General features: G+C 61.0%; 14 protein-coding genes. 3 read left to right on the top strand and 11 right to left on the bottom strand.

Translation table 11 applies throughout. The features are described 5' to 3' along the window. Positions 1–2: 2 nt before the first annotated feature. The 9 genes from SIAM614_RS28300 to SIAM614_RS28350 all read right to left on the bottom strand — a co-directional run bounded on the left by SIAM614_RS28300 (position 3) and on the right by SIAM614_RS28350 (position 12,395). Positions 3–1,532, bottom strand: coding sequence for a DUF6212 domain-containing protein (locus SIAM614_RS28300; protein WP_006939959.1), 1,530 nt, complete (start codon positions 1,530–1,532; stop codon positions 3–5). Positions 1,533–1,765: 233 nt separating this feature from the next. Next, entirely contained in the window at positions 1,766–2,953 is a 1,188-nt protein-coding gene (locus SIAM614_RS28305) for a polysaccharide pyruvyl transferase family protein (protein ID WP_040441378.1), read from the bottom strand. 19 nt (positions 2,954–2,972) lie between these two features. After that, positions 2,973–4,310 (bottom strand): glycosyltransferase family 4 protein, encoded by a 1,338-nt coding sequence (locus tag SIAM614_RS28310; RefSeq protein ID WP_006939962.1) that lies wholly within the window; start codon positions 4,308–4,310, stop codon positions 2,973–2,975. Next, positions 4,307–6,568, bottom strand: coding sequence for a hypothetical protein (locus SIAM614_RS30975; protein WP_006939963.1), 2,262 nt, complete (start codon positions 6,566–6,568; stop codon positions 4,307–4,309). Before SIAM614_RS30975 ends, SIAM614_RS28310 begins: the two co-directional genes overlap by 4 nt. A 6-nt stretch (positions 6,569–6,574) precedes the next feature. Next, positions 6,575–7,369 (bottom strand): hypothetical protein, encoded by a 795-nt coding sequence (locus SIAM614_RS28330; protein WP_040441383.1) that lies wholly within the window; start codon positions 7,367–7,369, stop codon positions 6,575–6,577. 10 nt (positions 7,370–7,379) lie between these two features. After that, entirely contained in the window at positions 7,380–8,636 is a 1,257-nt protein-coding gene (locus SIAM614_RS28335) for a glycosyltransferase family 4 protein (RefSeq protein ID WP_006939965.1), read from the bottom strand. Beyond that, positions 8,636–9,475, bottom strand: coding sequence for a class I SAM-dependent methyltransferase (locus SIAM614_RS28340; protein ID WP_006939966.1), 840 nt, complete (start codon positions 9,473–9,475; stop codon positions 8,636–8,638). Before SIAM614_RS28340 ends, SIAM614_RS28335 begins: the two co-directional genes overlap by 1 nt. Further along, entirely contained in the window at positions 9,472–11,682 is a 2,211-nt protein-coding gene (locus SIAM614_RS28345; protein ID WP_006939967.1) for a glycosyltransferase family 2 protein, read from the bottom strand. The genes SIAM614_RS28340 and SIAM614_RS28345 overlap by 4 nt, the downstream gene beginning before the upstream one ends. 110 nt (positions 11,683–11,792) lie before the next feature. Beyond that, positions 11,793–12,395: a calcium-binding protein gene (locus SIAM614_RS28350; protein ID WP_006939968.1), complete on the bottom strand. Its 603-nt coding sequence runs from the start codon at positions 12,393–12,395 to the stop codon at positions 11,793–11,795. A gap of 309 nt (positions 12,396–12,704) precedes the next feature. Here SIAM614_RS28350 and SIAM614_RS32320 point away from each other — a divergent pair, with 309 nt between their 5' ends. Next, entirely contained in the window at positions 12,705–12,911 is a 207-nt protein-coding gene (locus SIAM614_RS32320) for a hypothetical protein (RefSeq protein ID WP_157140144.1), read from the top strand. Positions 12,912–12,927: 16 nt separating this feature from the next. Here SIAM614_RS32320 and SIAM614_RS28360 read toward each other — a convergent pair whose 3' ends face one another. Continuing rightward, a complete protein-coding gene (locus tag SIAM614_RS28360) occupies positions 12,928–14,322 on the bottom strand; it encodes an HlyD family type I secretion periplasmic adaptor subunit (protein ID WP_157140145.1) in 1,395 nt (464 codons plus the stop codon). Next, positions 14,319–16,067, bottom strand: coding sequence for a type I secretion system permease/ATPase (locus SIAM614_RS28365; RefSeq protein ID WP_006939971.1), 1,749 nt, complete (start codon positions 16,065–16,067; stop codon positions 14,319–14,321). Before SIAM614_RS28365 ends, SIAM614_RS28360 begins: the two co-directional genes overlap by 4 nt. Before the next feature lie 335 nt (positions 16,068–16,402). Here SIAM614_RS28365 and SIAM614_RS28370 point away from each other — a divergent pair, with 335 nt between their 5' ends. Together SIAM614_RS28370 and SIAM614_RS28375 are read left to right on the top strand one after the other, a co-directional pair. Continuing rightward, a complete protein-coding gene (locus SIAM614_RS28370) occupies positions 16,403–16,942 on the top strand; it encodes a MarR family winged helix-turn-helix transcriptional regulator (RefSeq protein ID WP_006939972.1) in 540 nt (179 codons plus the stop codon). Between the two features lie 15 nt (positions 16,943–16,957). Beyond that, on the top strand, positions 16,958–18,262 hold the full coding sequence (locus SIAM614_RS28375) for a glycosyltransferase (protein WP_006939973.1): 1,305 nt from the start codon (positions 16,958–16,960) through the stop codon (positions 18,260–18,262). Positions 18,263–18,639 lie beyond the last annotated feature (377 nt).

Raw genomic sequence — 18,639 nt, forward strand, 5'->3', positions numbered from 1 at the left:
ACCTACCCGCTCACGACGGCGCGGAAATTGGCAAATTTCGCCCAGGCAAAATCATTGCCGGTCGCTTCGCTCATCCGGGTGGCGAAATAGACGTTCTGCCAGACCCCGATCCGCTCGCCGGCAAAGGCACTCAGATGCGCCGTCTCGCCGAAGCTGACGGTCTTCCAGCCAGAGAACGCTTCGCCAACCGCCGGTTCCCGCTCGCCTTTGAAGAGCGCCTTGGCTGCGCCAAGATCCTTGGCAACCACAATGGCGAAATCGATGTCGGCCGCCCGGCTGTTGTCGATGAACGCTTTGGCCGACATACGGATCACCTGCGGCGGACAGGCCGCCGGCAGTTGTCCGATTGTCATGCCTTCCGCAGGCGGATGACAGCCGATGGCCCGTTCCGTCGGCAACGGCATGATGGCTTCGAAATCGAAGGACACCTCGTCGGAATTGGCAAGGCTCGCATGCTCCAGGATGCCGGGGGCAATCGGCATGTCGCGGAAGCCTTCGTCCTGGTTCACCTGCTGAGACTGCGCCGGAATGTAATTGGCATGCGGCGGCATGGAAACGCCAGGAATGCCGCCCCAGACCTGAAGCGCAAGACTGTTCTTGAGAACCGGCAAGCCATTGGCCGCGTCCCGCACCTGGAACATCTCGACCGGCTGCAGGCCACCCACGGACAGTAGCGGCACTTCGTCTTCCGTCTCTTCAACCTGCAGACGGAATTCCAGCGTTCTGCGCAGACCCGCCGTCGAGCGCGACAGGCCGAAGATGTTCCAGCCGGTGGAAAGATCGCCGCTGGAGAAATGCCAGGTATCGACGATCCTCTGGTCCTCCAGCGTCATCAACTGGGCGCGCAGCTTGATGTCGGGGCGGCTGCCGGTCTGTTCCACATGCACCGCCACGCCGCTGACACCGGAACTCGGCACCGGCAGGATCTGGCTGACACCGTCGATGGACGCACTTGCCAGCACATTCGGATTGAGCGGATTTTCCGCCGGTTCGTTGCTGAACAGGAGATCCAGCGGCTGCAGACCATGCCGGTTGAGAAATGCCTCAAGAGCGGCGAACCGGTTCTGCAAATCGTCGTTCAGGCTGCGCAGCGTCTTCAGCTCCTTGCTGGACAGAACCAGGCGCCGCGCTCCCGACTTCACGTGGTCGGCCACCAGCCCGACCATTGAGGACACCGCCTCCACTTCACCACCCCGGCCCCAGCCGATGACCGGCGGCAACTGAGCGGCACCGCGCTGCTGCAGCCACTTCAAAAGCTCGTCCTTGGCCTCTGTGGCGGCCGGATCCACGATCACGGCCAGCGGCAGAAGGGGGGCTTCCGACACCTGGTAGCGACCGGCGCTCTCGTCGGAAAACAGGGCGAAATCGTCCTCGACGCCTTCAAACCAGACCGTCTTGACCGCCTCGAGCAACGATCCTGGAATGTCCTGCCTTGAAACGCCGACGACGATCAACGTCATCTCTTTCAGCAACACCATCTCGCGCGCAGCGTTGTGAACGGGAAACGTGTCTTGTGTGGCCACGACTGTCATGCAAGCCCCCATCTGAACTGTGAAGCGTCTCCCTGCCGGAGTCCGCCTGCCTAATTAATATACATGCACATTATTTGCGTTTTATTATGACAATAATGCGGCGCACAAAGAATTATGTAAATACATTTATCTATTTTCCGCCTACAATATAACTATGACTGCGTAAATAATGATATTTTACGTTAATTATACAAGTAATATACTTCGATATTCGAAATGATTTCATTGGAAAATCACACAAGAGCAACCACTCTCCGCTGCTGAGCTGGCATACGCTCCTGCATTACATGCGGCACGCCGTTTTCGCTAAGGAAGTCGCTCATGGCGTAATAGGTGGCCTCATACGCCCGGTTGAACCGGTCGAAGAGGCCTTGATCCCAGTAGTCGCTCAGGCGGAACACCTTCTCGCTGAAGACATCGAAACTCGGAATCCGGAAGGTCTCGGCAAATTCGCGCGTGCGGCTGTCATAGGTGAAGTAAAGCGCCGGCACCCCGTTGGCCAAAGCCATCAGATTGCCGTGCAGGCGATAGCCGAGCACCAGGTCGCAGGCTTTGACGCAGGCGTCGTAGTCGGCAACCACGTCCGAATAGAACATGGCGTTCCGGTAGAGGCACTCGATGTCGTCATCCAGATACCACTCGCCAACCCAGGCGTTTTCCCGCAGCGATGCAATCGCCTGGTCCTTTTGCCCGGGCGTTCCGAGCACCATCTTCTTTTCCTCAAGCTCCCCCTGCGCCATCAGAACCGTATCGAAGCGCGCCGCGACCGACTTGATCAGGTCGCGGTGAAACGTGAGATACTGCCGGATATCCTTGGCATAGGCAGGCGACACTTCGCGCCGCACGGTCAGGCCGACTTTCTTGATCCGGTCGATCTCGGGCAGCGTGATCCTGAGGCCCGGATCGTTGTGGCGAAACGCCGTCGGGCAGCCGATGATCCGCGTATTGGAAATGCCGATGTCTGCCAGCACCTCGGCGGTGTAGGCACCGCGAACGCCGACCGATGTCGTCGAAGCTGCGATCAGGCGCAGGACGTTCTTCGTCGCCTCCGACAGCACCAGCTTGCCATCCACCGGCGCCTGGGCTCCGATGCCGAAGGCCAGCACCGGCAGCCCGAGCCGGCGCAACACCTGCTCGGCCATTTCCCAGTCCATGTCGCCGTGAATGTAATTGGAGCCGCGCAGAACGACATAGTCGAATTCATCCCGCAGACGGTCCACTTCCACCGGGTCGAATTCCCGGATCGTCAGGGTTTCCAGCCGGTCGTATTTCAGCAGCTTCAGGGATGAATCGAAAACGAAGGCATCGCCGATGTTGTGATAGTGGTCCAGGTTCCGCTGAATGTCCTGATGGCTGTACCAGCGGACATTGTTGTGATCATAGACTTCGCCGGACGGTATCATCACCAGAACGCGTGTCATTCCATATTCCTTTGTCTTCTCAGGCGCTTTGCTTGAGGGCACCGGGACGAGACGCGAGGCCGCCATCAAGAACCTCGCGATAAAGGGTCACGTGCTCACCGGCACTTTCCAGATGTGTTTTCGGGGGGCGGATTCCCGCCCGCAGACGCTGCCACAAACCGGGATCGCTCAAAGCTTCGGCCATGCGATCGGCCAGGTCTTCCGGGCTTGCCGGACGGGCATGCAGCCCGTCGGCGCCGTCGCGTACCTTTTCAGCCATCCCGCCGATGCCGCTGCAGATAACCGGACGCCCGTGGAAGAACGCTTCCTGGATGATCACCGGCGAGTTCTCCCACCACACCGACGGCATCATCACCCAGTCGGTCTGCCGGATCAGCGAAGGCATGTCCTTGTTCTGGTAGCTGCCGGCGAACCGCACGCGCGGTCCTGCCGCCTCCAGAAGCTCTGCAATGCGGCTTCGAAACGCTTCGGGCTGACGCTCCAGGTTTCCGCCATGAATGGTCAGCGTGGCATCGTCTCCCCAGACGCTTTCGGGAATGCGCTGAACCGCATCCAGGAGCACGTCCACGCCTTTGTAAGGCGTCATCTGGCCGAAGAACCCGAAACGGTTCCGGCGCCCATCAGCCGCCAGTGGGCGCGGCGTTGCGGGCTCACCCACGTTGAGGCCGTTTTCGATAACGGTCATCTTGTCCGCAGGCAGACCCCAGGCGACATAGCGATCGGCCAGGAAACGGCTGGGCGAAATATAGCCATCGGCAAGACCCAGCATGGACTTGATGAACTGTCGGCGGCGCAGGAAGCTGGCCGGTGAAATCTCCGGAAAGCAGCCGTTGCAGGCAATCGGCGAGGCTGCATCGCAGAGCTTGTGGCCACCTGCTTTGACCATCTGTCCGTGATGATGGCAGATGGACAGAAACTCGTGAAAGGTCACCAGAATGACCGCATCGGGCAAGGCGTCCCGCACCGTATAGAGCGCCTCGAGGCCTAAGCCGATGAAATGATGGAAGTGCACCACGTCCGGACGCAGGGTACGCACGAACCGGCGCAGGTCCCTGGAAAGGTCTCCGGTGTTGCGGTTGGAGACAAGAAACGGGTCGTAATCGTCGGCATGAAAGAGCAGCTCGTCGTCGGCATCGTCCACGCCCATCAGCGCGGATTGGCCATGCCGGGGGTAACCGTCTCCCACCCTTGCCAGGAAGAACGATTGCGTTCCCGGCAGGGATTTCAGGCCCTGATGAAGATTGTAGGACGCCACTTCCGCCCCGCCCAGCGACAGCGACGGGTGGCCGTGAGAGATGACGAGCACCCGCAGCGTGTCGCCGCCCGCCGATGTTCTTTCCCGAGAAGAAGCCGTCATGCGATGTCCTCCGCCAGATCGGGAAGAACCGGAGACCAGATCCGCTCGAAACTGCGGCGGTCAAGTTCGCCAACCAGCTTCTTCCAGGACCGCTCGCCCGGGCGGCCGTCCTCAGCATGGATCATTTCCACCTGGGGCACCCACAGCGAGCCGATGCCCGATAGCTTCAGCCGCAGGGCGGCATCGAGCCCCTTCTCGTCCGTGCCGAGATATTTCCGGGAAAAGCCGCCGGCTTCCGTGAGAGCCGATTTCGGCAGGACGCAGCAATCGAACGGGGCAGCGGCAACCGGACTGACCTCCGCACCATGAAGGGTCCGGCGCGGATAACCGAGATAATGCTGCTTCAGCAGATGGCGGCCATCTTCCGGCTCGATCCAGGCACCGCCCCATCTGATGGTATCGTCTTCGTAGAGCAGCGTGGGCGCCACGATGCATGCCTCGTCGTGGGCCTGAAACGCGGCGAGCAAGGGTTCCAGCCACCCCGCCGCGCGCGGCAGCACGCCGGACGACAGGCACACGACCGTCTCCGACGGAGAGGCCTCGACGCCCGCCTGAAGCGCATCGAGCGCGTCCTCGACGTGGTCCGCCAGCACCAGGCGGACGGCGAGACCATAAAAACCGGCAAGCTGTCTGAAGTCCTCAATCTGCTCCACCGCATCTGCCTGGGAAGCAACCAGGACGACAGGCGCCCCGCGCAGCACCGGATCGAGAGCACACAGGGACAACAGCACGCGCGATGTCTCGAAATTTCCGTCGAGCCCGATCACGAGAGCAAAAACAGCGCCGTCCGCAACAGGCCCGAAGTCGATCGTTTCGACGACTACGGGATCGGGTGCATCGCTTGCCTGGAGGACCGGCAGGAGATGGCGTTCCAGAAAGTCGGGACGGAAGGCGGTTGCCGGGTCAAGCCCGGACAAGAGCCGGCGGAGCGCGGAACGCGGCGAGGCCCTGCCGAGTGCCAACGGCGCAAAGGCGGTGCGGCCGTCTTTCAGCACGATCTCCAGATAGGTCCCGTCGGAACCCGACATTTCCTCCGCTGGCACGTGAACCAGGAACCCGTGCCGCTGAAGGGCGTCCGGCCCGCTGAGAAAGGGCGATAGGGTTTCAAAGGCACTGGTCACGTCCGGCCGTGGCTGCGTCGTCCAGCGCGTGTCGAGTCGGCAGCTCTTGCAGCCCGAGCGCAAGAGCACCGCATCGACCCGGTCTTCCGGATTAAGCAGCCAGCCCGACAACAGGACGCCAGCCCGATCCAGCGAAGCGCTGAAATCGATACCGACCCTGACGGGGACGTCGAGCTCGCTAACCGTTTCCCGGCCGTCGAACCGCCGGCCCGCCAGCTCCAGCCGGGCCCTGCCGTCACCCGCGGGGGAGAGCTTCGGCAACAGGGCCCGTATGTGGGAGGGAAGAGCCCGGGCCGGCGGCATCGTCCTGTGTTCATGAACCACGACCGCGCTCCAGCCCGCGCGACCGCGAAAGAAAACCTTGCGCAGCAGCCCGGCATCGAGCCCGCCCTCGACCTCCAGCAAACCGGCAAAACCATAGGCCTTGCCGCCAGTGTCCTTGCGCTCGAACAGACTTCCCGACAGCTCTCCAAGCTTCAGCGCCCCGTCGAAGACAAACACCCGATTGGTGCCTGCCGGCATGCCCTTGGCCCACCCCTGAAGATAGATGTCTCCGGCATCGAAGACGCCCAGAACCTCAATGAAACCGTCACGGCCCGCGACCGCGTCGACAATCCGCGCGGCCGTCTGCATGGCCTGAGGCCCCGCGCCGGCAAGCAGCAGTGCCTGGACCAGGCCGTCGACAATGTCGGACACCGATTGCGGCGTCAGGTCACCGACGCTCTGCAGGAAGCTCTTCAGATCCGCAGCCTGCTGCCGGACACCAAACGGATAAGCGTGGCCCTGGCTTCGAATGGTCACCCGCTCGGGCCGGGAAACCGGACTGTTGGCGAGCGAAAGGATCGCGACGAAGGGGCGTTTCTTGCCTGAAAGCCGGCTGCCCGCCGGCAAGACGGAAACCGTGCAAGGCACCGTCAACTTTGGATCTTCGTTGAGGATGGCCGGCAGCCCGCCTGCAAAGGCTTCTCCCACACCGGCAATCAACAGCGTTTCGCGGTCGAGGCTGACATGGAGAACCGAATGACCGTCAAGCGGAACCTGAGGAACCACAGCCCCCTGTCCCTTGAACGCGGAGGCCTGCCGCTCTGCACCTGCGGGCAGCTTCTTCACGCCTTCCAGGGTGACGACAGGCTCCATCGGTCCTTACCTCCACAGACCGCCGGCAGCGGCGAACAGCATGCCGCCGACAAACCCGAGAAGGATCGCCAGCACCAGCATATGAACCTTGAGATTGTTGCGGCTCTGCTCCCCCAGAGCCTTCAGGCGATCATCGAAGCCCTTCAGCGTGGTATCGAAGCGCAGCAGAAAAACTTCCAGCTCCTTGACCCGCTGAGAAAGGTCGCCCTGACCGCTCTTGAGAATGGACATGGCCTCGCCGAGCTCGCCCTCATTGGAGGCCAGAGCATCGATCCGCTGCACAGTCTCGCGCAACACCGCGGTCGCATCCCGCTGGCCGATGGCGCTTTGGCGCTGCGCCACGATCAAGCGGTCGACCTTCTCCATCACCACTGCCAGAGGCATCGCAACGGCCGCTTCCGCTGCGCGTTCCTCGGCGCTAGGGCGCGGCAACTTCAGCTGCGCTTCCCCCTTGGGAGTTTCCGCCACCACAGTCAGGCCGCCGGGCGCAGCGGCAACCGCCTGAGGCAACTCGATGTCGAACGCATAATTGCCGTCACCGATGCCGTTGCGCTTGAGGTCGATGCGCTGGGTTTCCGCAACCTTGCTGAGCACCCGCTCGCCGTCGTGGAAGACGTGGATGGTCATACGGTCGCTGGGGCTCGATGCATCCCAGGCCCAACCGAGCAACCGTCCGTTTTCGAACGCATCGACACGCCCCTGCAACCTTGCGGTCACGGCTTGTTCCTTGCCTTCCGCACCGGCTTGCTGCGGCTTTGCGTCCGTTCCGGGTTTCACCTGTTCGAGAGGGGTTACGCTCATACCGGTCTCCTCAGGCTGCTGGTTCGCGCGCCGCGTTCTGCCTGTCGGCAAAAAGGCGCAGATACTGTTCGGCAACAGCGCCGACGGAAGGCGGTTTGCGGGTGTTGGCGGCAAGCTTGCGGTACTGCGCGGCGTCTCCGGCAGCCGTTGCCATGGCAATGGCAAGGCCAACCGGATCGTTCTTGCGCACATGCAGCCCATCGACACCGTCCTGGACGGCCTCGGCCATGCCGCCAATGCCACTGGCGATCACCGGCCGCCCGTGCTGCTGCGCCTCGGCGATGACAAGCGGTGCGTTTTCCCACCAGAGCGATGGCACCACCACCCAGTCGACGGGCTCCATGAGGCTGGCAACATCCTCAGGCTTGTAAGGTCCCAGACGCGACACCCTGGGCGCGGTTTCCTCAAACAGCGTGTCGATGCGCTTGACGAATTCCTGGTTCTGGAACGGCGCACCGCCATGGACCCGCAGTTCGAAATCCATGTCCTTTTCCACCAGCAGCTTTGCCGCCTGCAGCAGCACCTCGACACCCTTCCAGGGGGTCAGATTGCCGAAATAGCCGAACACGGTCTTCGGCGTGTCGGTGTCCGCGCGGCCGGCAGCCGGCGTCACCTCCGGCCGGCCATTGCGGATGATCCGGATCTTTTCCGGCGGCAAGCCCCAGCGCACATAGACGTCGCGCAGAAACGCACTTGGAGACACGAACTCGTCAACCGCCTCCAGATGCGTCTTGATGAACCGCTCGCGCAGGCGCATGTCGTTGGGCGTCGCCTCCGGCAGGCACCTGCACAAGCCGCCAGGCCCGAGAGCCGCGCAGGTCTCGTCCGCCGTTTTCATCAGGACGCCGTCATTGGCGCAGATGGCGTAATAGTCGTGCAGCGTCATCACGATGCGCACATCGGGCAAGACCCTGCGGATAAGAACCGGCAACTCGACGCCGAACAGCAGCAGGTGGTGGATATGCACCACGTCAGGCCGGAAATTTTCCAGGAGCGTGCGCATGTCCGGCACGAAGGCTTGCAGGTCGATCTGGCTCATGTTGAAGCGGTCGAAATGACCCGCCCACATCAGCAACTCGTCACCACTGTCGCTGATCGCCTGAAAGCTCGTGCCCGGATGTGGGTCGCGGTGCAGGTGATTGGTCGCGCCGACGAACAGCGACTGGTGTCCGGCCTTGCGGTAGGCCCTGGCCAGTTCGAGCGCGACGGTTTCCGTGCCGCCCGGGTGAAGGTCCGGATGATTGTGCGCAAAGACGAGGATCCGCATTACGACACCCCCCGGGAGGTTTTCACGGCAACGAAAAAGTCCTGATAATGCGGAGCCCCGTTGCTGCCCCGCCAGTGTCCGAACCGCTTCAGGGCGATTTCGAACCCGGCGACCTCCAGTGCCTTGTCGAGGAAACCGTCGTCGAAGGCGACGGCTGCGAGCGGTGCTCGCGGATTGCCATACCAGGCAGGGCCCTCGCCATCCCGGGCGAATTCGACACGCGGGCTCAAACCTGCCCCCCGGTCCGGCGCGATCACGAAGGCGGACAGGAACAGCCTGCCCCCCAGTTCCATGAGCCGAGAGATTTCGCGGAAATAGGGCAGGATTTCCTCGGACGGCAGATGCGTGACCACCGAGGTCATGATGGCAAAATCGAACGAGCCGTTGGCAAACGGCAGGGCGATCTCCGTACCGCGGATATAACCGTCGGGATTGTAGAGTGCGTTGGCGATATCGAGATGCATGAAGCGGAAATTGGGATAGACCGACCCGATATTGCGCGTGCACCACTGAATGCCTGCGGAGGCAGGATCTATGCCTACATATCTGGCAGCTTCTGGATCGAGATATTGCGTCAACGGCACGGCCATGCGGCCGATCCCGCAACCGACATCTAGCACCCGTTCGTGCGTGTTGAGACCGCCAAGTTCGATAAAATGGCCCAGGAACTCCGTTCCGATGGCAAGATAATCACCGTCGCCGACGAAGTTGTCCTCGCTCGGGGGAACCGGCAGGAACCGGTTACGGCCGATGTGGCTCTGAAGGTCGGCAAGACGCTCGCTGTTGAGCGGCGACGAAACCACGCTGGCAGCATCCTTGATGAGAACCGGCGAATTCATGCTGTCAGCCCCTGTTCACGCCGCTCCGCAGCTTCCATAAGGGCAATGATGTCGTCCTGCCATCGGGATTGGTGGAGCCAGCGATTGTATTGAGAGGCGACGCCGCGCGTGTAGTCTTCGTTCTTGCGAATGGAGACGCGCTCGAAATGATAAAGTTCGACGTCGCCCAGATAGTAGATCTTGCGGTTCAGCTTGCGCAGCTTCAGACACAGGTCGCTGTCTTCGTAGTCACCGACGATGAAGTCCGTCGTGAAGCCATTGACCGCCTCGAAATCAGCCTTCGACAGCACCAGGCACGCACCGGTGACCCCCGGCACCTCGCGCGAGGAACTGGCCTCGGGAAACTGGCGCGGAAACCCCTTGAAGTAGTGATGGTTGAACCAGCGGCCCTTGTCGTCCTGAATGAACTTCAGGCCGGCATGCTGAATGGCGTTGTCTGCATAAAGCAGCTTGCCGCCGACGGCCGCCACCTGCTCGTCCATCATCAGACTGGCGCAGAGCTGCTCCAGCCAGCCGGCGTCCACCGGCACGACATCGGAATTGATCATCGCCAGATAGCGTCCGCGCGCCGCCTCAGCACCGGCATTGCACGCGAGCGCGTAACCGCCGTTGCGCTCCATGACGACGAGGCGAATGGGAAGGCCGTAAAGAAGGTGGAACCCGGCCAGCAGATCCTCGACATGGGTCACCTGCTCGGGAGAATCGAGCACGTAGATCACCTCGGCATTCCCGGCCAGCCAAGCGTCGGCGGAAAACGCGGCGAGCTGCGCCTTGATGAACTCGAACACCTTGTAGAGCGGGATCACGATGGACACCGTGGGCTCGGCCAGCGGTTTGCCGAACCGGACTTCGGACGGTGCGCCGACCGACTGTCGGAAGCGCGACTGAATATCGGCCAGAACATGCGACAGGCAGCCAGAGAGAACATCGTCGCTCGCATGGCGCGGCGTCACCACTGAGAGCGCCTTTGCCCTTATGCCGGGAACGTCACCCGGCTGCGGCGGGGGCACAAGTGCTTCCCGTTCGCCCGATGCCAGGCGGACCTCGAACCTGGGCTGCAGATTGTGCTGCAGCGCCCTGCCGACCGGCGCAAACGCGACAAAGCGCCGGATGGCGTAGCCACCCTGCGTTTCCGGCAGAACGCCGTCGAAGGTATGCAGCTTGAGCGGAACCGGCGCGGAACTGCCGGCGAGAATATCGATGCCCTGGTAGACATGGCCGGGATCGCGCAACCAGCCACCGACCAGGACACCGGCTTCGCAGGCAACAGCCGTCTCCACCGCGCAGAAGGAACCTGTTTCCGACAGCGTACCGTGCCGCCGCGCGGGCAAGGGATCATTCATCTGCAGGTCGCGAATGGCCGCGCGGGCCGCATCGGACTTCGTGCCTACGTCCGCCACCAGATAGTCGCGGACCTCCGGCAACTTGCGGGAATTGGCGGCCCACCAAAGGCCCACCGTGCGCTTCACGTTGTCCGTTGCCAGCCTGCGGATCGCCAGCCCCCAGTTTCCGGACAGCACCAGGAAAGCATTTGCCGGTGTCTGCGGCATGTCGACGGTGCCCAGAAACAACCTGCTCTTTCCGCTGTTATAAGGGGTGTTGCACACCGCGCTGTCGAGGCGCACCACACCGGCATCGCCGATCAGCACCGCCGTCTTGATGTCCGTGCTGTCGCTGTTGATGAGGGTTTCCAGCAACCGGACGGAGCCGATGCTGGCGACGGCCTCCACAACAGGCGGCGTATCGTTGACGGAGCGCAGCAGGTCCCGTGCGAAATTGACGAAGCTGCGGGACCGCCCCAGCCGGAACATGCCGGACCAGGCGCTCAGGAAAGTGGTGACGAAAACTGCGCAAGCGGCCTGACTGAGACCGTTGGTGATGGCAAAGGCGTCGGCTTGAGGGCCTGGCTGCGTGGCATCGACGGCAAGCGTTGCCTCCGACCCGACCGCGCCAGCGCTCAGCTTCAGGCTGAGCCGGGCTTTTTCCTTCAGGGAAACAGCCCACACCACACGAGACCCGCCATCCAGTCGGGCCAGCCTGACACTCGCGATGGAGCCGAAGGGCAGACCGTTCTGCTCCACCAGCCGGGGCGCTGCATTGACCTGATGGGCCGGGTCCCAGACCAGCAGAAGAACCTCCGGCGTAAGCTGGAAGAAATGCGGCGACTCAAACTTCGCCTCGGCGTATTTGCCCAGGGTCTCGAGCATCTTTGTCCATCACTGTTGACGACCTGAGTTACAAACGGCCCCCAGATCAAAGGCCGGTCAAAGGCCGGTACCCGGGCACACGGAAAGCCGCGTGCCCGGGTGCGGGATCATCAGGAAACGACGATGTAGCCGTCGGGATTGTCCTGAAGATCGTCGGCATCGACGTTGTTGAGCGTGACGGTATCGCCGTTGCCGAGATCGATGACGGTGTTGTTGCCAACCTGTGTCGCCCGCGCGGCGACATCGGCGGCTGAGGAGACACCGGTATCGTTGATGTTGGTGGAAATCTGCACCAGATCGCCGACCTGGAAATCCATGACGATGTCGTTGCCGCCACCGCCTGTGAACACGAAGACATCGTGATCGCCGCCGCCGAACATCAGATCGTTGCCGGCACCGCCGTCAATGATATCCGTTCCTTCGCCGCCGAAAATGATGTCGCCGCCTGCACCGCCTTCGATGTAGTCGGAACCGGCACCACCGAAGATGGTGTCGCTGCCTTCACCACCCAGAATGACGTCTTCGCCACCCTGCCCGAAAAGCTTGTCGGCACCCTCTCCACCGACGATCAGATCACTGCCGCGACCACCGAAGAGGAAGTCGTCCCCTTCATTGCCGAGCAGAATGTCCGATGAACCCAGTCCGAATATAAAATCCTGAGCATTTGTACCTTGCAGGAAATCCTGGAAAGCACTGCCTTCAATCGTGGCCATGTAGCTAACTCCTGAAGTTCGCCTCGTTAAATTGACGCCCCGCGAACCGCGGCACACCGCACTGCACAAACCCCGTATTTTTGCAGCGCAAGAAGTACAATACACAATTACTAATCTCTTCAAAGGGACGAATAGTGAAAAAAATAAGGCAATATTTTGAATAACATAAAACAATTCTACTTTTTATTGAATTGTAATTCGAAAATACAAATCCTTTGCTTGCACTTTATATCGAAATTCAAAATAAAATCGATGAAACCGTCTGATCTCCCATAGATTGAAATCCAATTCCTACGCTTTTTCAGAGGCTTGAAACTGGCAGAAGTTTGCGGAGAAACAGCACTCAACCGGAAAACCGAGAAAACAAACGACATGGTCGTTTTGCAACGCAACATTCGCGCTAAAAGTGCATTTTTTGAAAAGCTACAGGCGCGCGCACCGGGGGCTGGAGTCGACCGCGAGCCCGGCGAGGCGCCGGCTGGCCACCAACGCCACGCCTTAAAAAAATTTGGCTGACTGCAAAAAAAGCGCGTCAATCTTCCCTGAAAGCGCGATCGAGGCTTTCGGTGATGGGTTCGAGCAGGTACTCCATCGCCTTGCGGGCGCGCCTCACGATCAAGACTTCCGCCGGCATGCCCGGATAGAGGGACAGGGCTGGCTTGCCCTCAAGCTCGCCGGAGAGAACCTGCGCACGCACGATATAATAGGCGGCCTGCGTCTGAGGGTCGACTGTCTGGTCAGCAGCGACATAGGTCACTTCGCCGCCCAGCGGGCTGGTGGTCTGCCGGTCGTAGGCTGTCAGCCGGATGCGCGCTTCGGAACCGACCCGAACGGAATCGATATCGTTGAGGTTCATCCGGACCTCGACAAGCATCTTTTCGTCGCGCGGGACGATATCCATGATCGCCTTGCCGGGCTCGACCACGCCACCGGGCGTTCTCATCTCGATGTTGGAGACGGTACCCGCCTGGGGAGAATGAACCACCAGCCGGTCGAGCACATCCTTTGAGGAGATGATCTGCTCGTTGGTGACATTGAGCTCAAGCTGCGCTTCAAGGATCTCCCCGGCGATATCGCTCTGCCATTCCTGCTCGGCCTGCAACAGGGCCACTTCGGCGCCCTGCCGCGCTTTTTCTGCGCGCGCCTTCTGGGCCGCAAATTCGCCTCCATCGCCGATCATCTCGCTCAGTTCCAGCTGAACCTCGCTGAGCATGGCTTTTGACGTGAACCCTTTTTTCTCCAGACCGCTGAGTGCGCTGACCCGCTCCTCCAGCAACTGGCGCCGGTGGCCAGTGGCCTCGATCTGGGCCTGATTGGCCTCGATCTGGGCGACATATTGCTCGATCTCTTTCTGTTGAAGGGCGATCTTGCCTTCATAGACCTGGCGGCGTTTTTCGAACACGCCCTTCTCGGCCGCAACCACTTCGGCAATCAGCGGTTCATCGCTGCTCCTGATCTCTTCCGGAAAAACGATCTCCTCCGCCAGATCCCGCTCTGCCCTCAGGCGGGCGAGCCTCGCCAGAAGGCTGACGCGTTTGCCGTTAAGCTGCGCCAGTTCGGCGCGCGCCCTTGTGTCATCCAGTTCCACCAGCGGCTGGCCGGCGTCGACGAAATCGCCCTCCTGAACCAGCAAGCGGCGCAGGATCCCCCCTTCCAGGTGGCTGATGGTCTTGCGCTTGCTGTCGACAATGACCTTGCCGGTGGCGACCGCAGCACTGTCGAGATCGGCGGTAAAGCCCCACAGCAGAAATCCGCCGAACCCGATCGAGACAGTCAGCACCGCCGCCATCAGCGGTTTGCGCAAGCTGGGTGGGCGGCTGTCGTCCGCCTTCAGGGCGGCCATCCAGTACGCCTGCCCGGATACGGAAGCTGCGCCGGAAGAAGACGAGGCAGTCGGAGGGTTTGTCCGCTCGGATCGCCTGGTCATGCCACTTCTCCACTTGCCGGCAAGGCACGGGGGGCGGCAGGCGCCGGCAGACACCTGGAAATGCTGCTGACGACATCCGTGCGGTCGCCGAACTGGCCGATCCGGCCATCTTCCAGCACCAGGATCTTGTCCGCCGCTTCCATGATCGCGGGCCGGTGCGCGATGACGATGACGATGGCATCGTCCGCCTTCGCCTGAGAAATGGCACGCAGCAGGGCAACCTCCCCTTCCGTATCCAGATTGGCATTGGGTTCGTCGAGCACCAGCAGGCGCGGACGGCCGAACAGGGCCCGCGCAAGAGCGACCCGCTGCTTCTGTCCGCCCGACAGGGTGTAGCGGTTGTCACCGACGGGAGTGTCGTATCCGAGCGGCATCCGGCCGATCATCTCATGGACACCGGCGGACCGCGCCGCGTCGATGACCATCTGCGGATCGGCGTCATACATGCGCGAGATGTTGTCGCGGACCGTACCGTCGAGAAGTGAAACCGATTGCGGCAGATAGCCGACCATCGCCCCGAAGGACGCCCGCTCCCAGAGATAGACATTGTGCCCATCCAGGAAGACGCCACCGGTGGTTGGCTGAAGAACGCCCACAAGCAGGCGGGCAAGCGTCGATTTGCCGGCCGCCGACGGTCCGACAATCCCCAGAACATCGCCGGGTTCGAGCGTGAACGAGATCCCCTTGATGACCGGCACCGGCGCATTGGGCGGCGCATAGACCAGCTTGTCCACCTTGAGCGTCCCCTGGCTGGGCGGGGTCGGTACGGTCTGGCGAATGGACGAATGGTTCTCCAGAACCTCGCGCACCCGGCCCCAGGCCGTTGAGGCGAACACCCACTGGCGCCAGTTCTCGGTCAGATTATCGAAGGGGGTCAGCAGGCGCCCCGTCAGAATGCTGGCGGCAATCATCGTGCCGGCGGTCACCTCTCCCTTGATGACGAGGTCGGCGCCAAGCGCCAGAACCGCGATCTGCATGCCGAACCGGAGGCTTCGAGTCATTGCATGGATCGCCTTGCCGCGCCGGCTCCCCATGGCCATCAGCTCCGTGGCGTGCAATTGCCCCTTGCGCCACCGGCGTGTCAGTGCCGGCATCAATCCCATTGCCTCGATGGTCTCGGCATGGCGAAGCGTGGAGGCAATCGTGGCGACATTCTGAATGTTGGCGTTGCTCGCTTCCTTCAGGAGCGACCGCGTCAGCATGTCGGACAAGAGATTGAGGCCGATCAGGGTGATCGCGGAAACAACCGCCAGCAGCCCGTAGAGCGGATGCAGGGCGAACAGCACGAGCAGGAACAACGGCACCCACATGGCCTCGAGCGGTGCGCTGATGGCATTGCTGGTGACGAAGGTGCGCAGGTCGTTCAGATCCCGCAGCACTTCGGACGCCATACCGCCACCCTTTTCCAGTGACGACTTCACCCCCGCCTCGATTGCCGTCAGGTTGAGGCGCCGAACCAGTTCGCTCCCCATCACCTGAAAGATCTGACTGCGGATGTATTCCAGAATCGCAAACAGGATCAGCCCGCCACAGGCAATGATCAGCAACATTGTCAGGGTATCGAGGCTCTGGCTGTTCAGAACCCGATCATGCACCTGCAGCATGAACAGCGGCACGATCATCTGCAGCAGCGTGATAAAGCCGCTCAGGGCCGCCGCCGCGGCGAGACCGGTTGCAAAGGTGACACGCGCCTCCCGGATGAGGCGGAACGGATCGATTGCATCCGGTGTTGTCTTGTCAATCATTCAAGATTCTCCGAATCCTCAACCGATGAGTGTGTTCGCACGTGCGAAAAAAAGCGAATTTGCCCAGAAAACGACACATCTTTTCCATAGGAATGACGAAAGCTTATAGACTAACTTGGGGTATCTAGTGACTTTAATTATGGCATTCGATTGACGAAGAGAAGAAATGAAAAAACAAAACTAATGAATGCATCAATATGCATAAAAAGGGAGCAGAACAGCGATGAGATTATTTCGAATTTAGTTCGAAATTAGGTGGGAGTTTGGGGCAAATGCACAAAGTCTTGGAAGACGTAGCAAGTGAAATGAACGGGCACGTATCACGGGTTGAACCTATGGTTGAAGAAACTCTCAATCATTCAGGATACGGAGAAAGAGAAAGAAGCACGGACCCGGCCTCTCAGGCGAACCATTTCGAACTCGTCAGGGTCATCGAAAGAATGTACCGCCGCTATCTGGATCGCCTGCGCGTCGACCTGATCCGGATCGGTGCGGACGACATCTCCCCCGCCCACGCCATGCTGCTGTTCACCATCGGCGACGACGATCTGTCGGTGAGAGACCTGATGGACCGCGGCCACTACCTTGGGTCGAACGCATCCTACAGCCTCAAGCAACTTGTCCAGTCAGGCTATGTCGACCGGACAGCCTCGGCGCGGGACCGGCGATCCGCACGCATCCGGCTCACGGACAAGGGCAAGATGCTTTGCAGGGCCATCAAGGCTGCCGACGAGGTCAATCAGAACCAGATCGTCCGCTCCGAAAAGGACCTGAGGGCTCTTGAGGATACATTCGCTTTACTGCGCAAGCTGGAGGTTCTTTGGGCGACGGACCTTCAACAATCTCCCTTGCGTCTGGACGGCTCCCGTTTTTGAGCGAAGGGTAGGCGCATGCATATCGTGTTCGTGCACCGGCATGGCCCCGGTCAGTTCGTTCATCTTGCACGGCGCCTGATCGCCGATGGCTGGACCGCCACGCTCATTTGCGAAACCCTGGACCGGCCGGTGCCAGGCCTGCGCGTGCTTCGCTATCAGGCCAGCCATCATCAGGCGGGTGGCGCAGGCGGACGGCCTTCGGTGCCCTATATCGAGGCAGGCCGCAAAGTCGCCGACATCCTTCACCGCCTGAGCCTGGCCGGGCGCAAGCCCGACATGGTTATGGGACATATCGGTTGGGGTGGCATGATGTTCGTCAAGGATGCCTTGCCGGACGTGCCCGCGATCGGATTCTGCGAATATTATTTCCAACCCCAGGGGGGCGATGCCGGCTTTGCTCCATCCGACGAGACGACACTGCAGCAACGCCAGATCATGAGGCTGCGCAATGCCATTCAGCTCTCCACCCTGGAGCAGCTCGATGCAGGCATCAGCCCGACCGCCTGGCAAAGAAGCCGTTATCCCGCCGAATATCAGTCAAAAATCATCGTTCAGCACGAAGGCATCGACACGACCCGTGCCCGCCCTGATGCAATGGCCGGTTTCCGTCTGTCCGACGGCAGATACCTGAGTGCGGGCGATCCCGTGGTGACCTTCGCGGCGCGGGACCTGGAGCCCTACCGCGGCTTTCCGCAATTCATGGAGGCCGCAGCCCAGGTTGCGCGCAACAACCCGGACGCCACTTTCGTCGTTGCCGGCGGTGACGGTGTCAGCTACGGCCGCGCTCCGTCGCGCGGCGAGACCTGGCGCGCAAGGCTCCTTCAGGAAACCGGGCTGCCGCCGGACCGGATCCACTTTCTGGGCCAGATCCCGCACAAGGATCTCCTGTCTCTGTTTCAGGTGTCGGCGGCCCATGTTTATCTGACCTACCCGTTCGTCCTCTCGTGGTCGTTCCTGGAAGCCATGGCGTGCGAAGCACCGGTCATCGCTTCCAAAACCGCTCCCGTCCAGGAGGTGGTCCGCGACGGCGTCAACGGCAGACTGGTCGATTTCTGGGATACCGGAGCCATCGCGGCGGAGGTTTGCTCGGCGTTGCAGGCGCCGGCAGACCGGCAAGCCATGCGCCGGGCGGCTCGCCGCACCGTTGTTTCAAGATATGAACTGTCTGGCTGCGTCCTGCGTCTTCAGGCGCTGCTGACCAAGCTGTCGAGCCGGTCGGCACAGCCGCATACGGCTCACGGGCCAATCAGAACAGGGCCAATCAAAACAGGGTCAGCCACCAGCAGGCACACGCCAGGCCCGCACTGGAGCCGCGTCTAGGCGGATAGCTTCCCGGCGCAAAGCCTCCCCTTCCGAACGCAAAACCGGTGATCTTCGCCGACATCCAGATGACGTCCGGCGGACAACCTGCGGCGGGTTGCCCCTTCCCAAAAACTGAAACTGATTGCCACTTTTCACCTTGCAGCCAAGGTCCAGAATTTTGAACAACAAACGGGCTCAGGACACTCTATCAGTCCTCCCGGATCATATCTGAAAGAATTACCATAGTTAAAAAACACGATGGAAATATTCACGAATAACAATAAAGAAATACTATTTGTTAATCCGTTTTATTCTGTGAAATTAATAACTTCTTTGTCGATTTAACAGAAGATTGGAGCAACTGAAGCTTGGGAAACACGGAGATATTTCAACAG

It is taken from the genome of Roseibium aggregatum IAM 12614 (genome assembly GCF_000168975.1).
Lineage (GTDB): Bacteria > Pseudomonadota > Alphaproteobacteria > Rhizobiales > Stappiaceae > Roseibium > Roseibium aggregatum.